General features: G+C 55.4%; 2 protein-coding genes. Both read right to left on the bottom strand.

The features are described from left to right. Positions 1–2,834 (bottom strand): Eco57I restriction-modification methylase domain-containing protein (locus AC1DWI_RS15475; protein WP_477725154.1); only part of this gene is annotated, 2,834 nt, incomplete at its 3' end. A gap of 117 nt (positions 2,835–2,951) precedes the next feature. Next, positions 2,952–4,061 (bottom strand): MFS transporter (locus AC1DWI_RS15470; protein ID WP_477725153.1); only part of this gene is annotated, 1,110 nt, incomplete at its 5' end.

Below are 4,061 nucleotides of genomic sequence, written 5' to 3'. Positions count from 1 at the left end.
GCCGAGGCATCTGCGCCTGAGGCGGTATAAAGAACAGCCCACTTTCCGTCAACGGGCTGCCCCGTCAGCTTGTGCTGCCAATCGAGCCAATCCGTCATACTTGATTTTTGCTTTTTCGCACTATCGCTGCGTCGCTCATCCCACAGACGTTCACACTGCCCGAACCACCGCGCAGCCTCCAAATCACCACGCACGGTTAGCTCAGCCGCATCCAACAAACGCCAGTGTTGCTTGCCTGGCAACGGCAGTCCATTTGAGTCAAGGTCGCCCTCTTTAATAAGAGGCATAGCTACCAATGGCGGATTAACCAAGGCAAAGGGTAAGACATTGCGCGCCAACGCAGTACGAAACAGGTATTTACCTTGCATGGCACCCGACAAGGCAATGCCGTCCCAGGGCTTCTTGGCCCCCTCAACGGCTAGCGGATGAGTGCGCAAGTTAACTACCCGATCAACCAGATCGGTAAGGCCGTCAAGCAAAACGCCCTGAGACTGGACAAAGTAAAAAGCGCGTGGCACGATAGTTGCCCCTTGCTTAAAGCGCGGCGCATAGACGTTACCGCCGCTGCCACCTTGCAGCCGGGTTTCAACCAGAGCAGAACGCTTCCTTTTGCTTTGCGCATTACCCAGTTCCTGAAAATACCAGCGCGTGTTGTCTTCCTTGATAAAGGTCTGCGCATCGCTCCAATGCATATGCGGTCGGGGCAGCTTGCCGTGCAGCACGCGACCAACCAGACCGTTACGCGGCAAAGCACGCTGGCGCTGGGTATCGACCCCCTCGGCGTGCGCGGCGGTCGCCATCAAAACGCAGGCGGGTACATTGAACAAAGGCGAAACACCTTTGAGGTCCCACACCTCGGTAAGCTTAAAGCCGCGGGCCTCCCCGTTGCGAGTGTTCTGATGCTGATCTGCACTTAAAAAAGCACGAGGCAATACAAAAGCAAGCTGGCCACCGTCTTTGGCAAGATACTTGCCGCAGTGCGACAAAAAAACCGCCGACAAATCAATGTGAGGGTTGTTAGCTTTGGACCCGGGCATCAAGCCGTAGTAAGCGGCCAGCGACCGCACATCGGCCTGGTAGTCGCCACTACTGATATCTGCATAAGTAAGCCATGGTGGATTGGCAACTACCACATCAAACATGCGGTGCATGAAGATAGGTTGGTATAGGTTTTGCAGCACAAAACGCCAAATGCTGTCACGGTTGTTGAGCTTGGCATTGCGCATGGCCTGATACACGGCGTAAAGCTCGCGGGCGTTCGTCTCCGTAAGGTCGGTATCGGGAACGCGGTTGCGCAGTGCTTTTTCAAAGGCCTGCGGACTTTGCTCCACATTAAGCTGGTCATCAATGAAATGCTGGGCAAGGTCGATCGCACGCGAAAAACTGTCAGGCTGACCAATGAAGGGGCCCATGTCGAGCGGTAGAAGTTTTCCGTCAACACGCACTGAAAAATGGTGCCCTGTCGTAAAGAGTGACTTTTTTGCTTCGTCCGACGACAAAAACAGCGTGTTCGCAAGGTACACATTCAACACGACTGGAGCCTTGGCCCTGGCCACGCCTTCACCCAATGCCAGCAAAAGAGTAGTCTTGGCGATTTGGACTGACAGCGGGTGAACATCTACGCCTTTAATTTGCCTCGCGATCTGTTGTGGTGGCATGTCTGGCCATTCGCGGCGGTAGCGTGCAACAAGTGCGCGCAAAAAAGAACCCGAGCCACAGGCAGGGTCGAGCGCATAAAACGAACGTTCAAGATGCAGGTCTTCTACGACCCGCTCACACAGCCAATCGGGGGTGTAGTACTCGCCTAAAGCATGGCGGGTGTCGATGTCTATCAGTTCCTGATAGTCACCTTTCAAGATATCTTCTTCAACATCGGTGAAGTCGTACTCTGAAATCTGGTTGTAAAGCTCGCGCAACGTGGGTGCCAGTTGCTGAAAGAACTCTGGCGTACTGACCCAGTAGAAAAAGTCGCCTTCAACAAAGTTAGCTCCATTCAGTGCTGTAAACGCCTCGCCAGACAAGATGCGTCTGAGATCATTGTCGGTGGGGTTCGCTGCTGGTTTCAGAACGGAATAGGCCAGCAGTTTTGCAAATATGCTCAAGTAGGTGTGAACTAGGTAGACCGAATTACCCAGGTCAAACTTGCCATAAGCCAGTTGCAGAAAGCGTTGCCACTGTTCAAACGCAACATGCACCGCCGATGACACTTTTTGCTCAGGCATAACGCGTTGCATGGCTTGTACGGCATTGATAAAAATGCGCGAGGTGTCTCCGAAATCGAGCCGAATAGCGTCAAGAGTGGCACGTTGCTTGGTCGAACGGAAGAGAATGCGGTCAAGGAAGAAGAAAAACTTATCTTCGTTGTCTTTTTTAACCTCAAAGTCTTCAACCTTGCGCAATGCAGTGCGATTGGGCGTTTCCTGTCCTAGCAATACCTCAAGATTGGGTGCATAAGTGCGCCAGATACGTCCATCGGTTGCGATCAGGATGTAGTCATACCGCTCACCACTGTGCCAGCTTCCAGCAAGATACTCAGCCAGTTGATCTTCTGCATGCTTACCGGTTTTGGCGAGATCTTTCTCCCACTCAATAATTACGTTGCTGTAAGCGATGTCCGCATATCCAGTCTTGGGAACGCCTGGGCGGGGAATGTTGAAAATAGTTTTTTCGCCGCCCTGCGCTAGCTCATTTACAACGTCTTTTGCAGCCTGGCTATCTTGAAACAGTCGACTCAACAAATTTTGAAAACGGAGCTTCTTAGCCTCTTCGCTGTTCGCCTGGCGCAAACCACTCAGGTAATCTGCAACCTCTTCTTGAACTTTGTGAATCGCCATATATTTCAAACTTCCGATGAGGATATTTCTCTCTTCGACCCATATAAGCCTCGAAGCATACAACGTCGATTTATGGCATGAGACTTTTGATGAACTTTGCTGGCCACATTCTTAAGTTTAAGGTTCAATTGATTCAACGCCTTTATGAAAGTTATCCCGCCGCCTCAACACCCAGGCAAAGTAAACCCCCTCCACCGCCATCACCGCCCCACCCAGTGCCACCACCGCACTGCTCCCGATACGGTCGATCAAACTGGCAGCCAGCACCACGCCGATGGACTGGCCCAGAAACAGGAAAGAAGCAAACATCGAGACGGCCGTGCCGCGAGCATGAGGTGCCATCTGCGTTGCGTTGGCCTGCATGACATTGTGGAACATGAAAAAACCAAACCCGCCCACGAGGCTGGCCGGAATGGCCGGGGCCCAGTGCGGGGTGTAGGCCAGCACCAGGGCGCTGATGCCGACCATCGTGCCGCCCAGAATCACCAGGCCGTGCTGGCCGAAGCGGCGTATCAGCGGGCGGCCTGCGGCCATGTACCCAACGCCGCCCAGGCCGAACAGCGCCACGATGGCGCCTGACACCGAAAGCGACAAGCCCAGGGCATGGTGCAGGTGCGAAGCCCAGATGGCCAGCACGCCAAAGCCGGCGGCGCCCTCTATCACCGCCATGATCAGCACGACGCGTGACCAGCGGCCGGTAATAATTTCCAGCGCCTGCGTGACGAAATGGGTGCGCTGCACGGGTTGACGGGGTGTGGCTGCCGGGGCTTTGCCCTCGGCGCGCTGCGCGGCATTCTGGCGGCGCAGGTCAAGGTACATCAGCGTGCCGACCACGGCAAACAGCACGGTCATGAACACAAAGGACCAGCGCCAGCCCAGCGCATCGGTCAGCAGGCCGCCAATCAGCTGGCCGCACACAATGCCCAGCGTGCTGCCCAGGCCGGTGCGCGTGAGCATTTCCTGCAGCTGATCGGCGGGCACGTTGTCGCCTACCCAGGCCATGCCCAGCGGAATCAGCGCCGCGGCGCCCAGCGCCATCAGCAGGCGGGCAAACACCAGCGCGTCAAGGCTGTGCGCAAACACGGCCAGCAGGCTGCCGACGCTGCAGCCCAGCGTGGCAAAAGTGACCACCCGAAACTTGCCCAGCCTGTCGCCCAATGGGCCGTAAAAAAGCTGCGACGCGCCATACGTCATGGCAAATATCGACACGACCTGTGCAGCCTGGGC

This window comes from Polaromonas sp. P3_C2 (assembly GCF_056402675.1).
The sequence above is the reverse complement of the archived record's forward strand: the minus strand, read 5'-3'. Positions and strand labels throughout refer to the sequence as shown.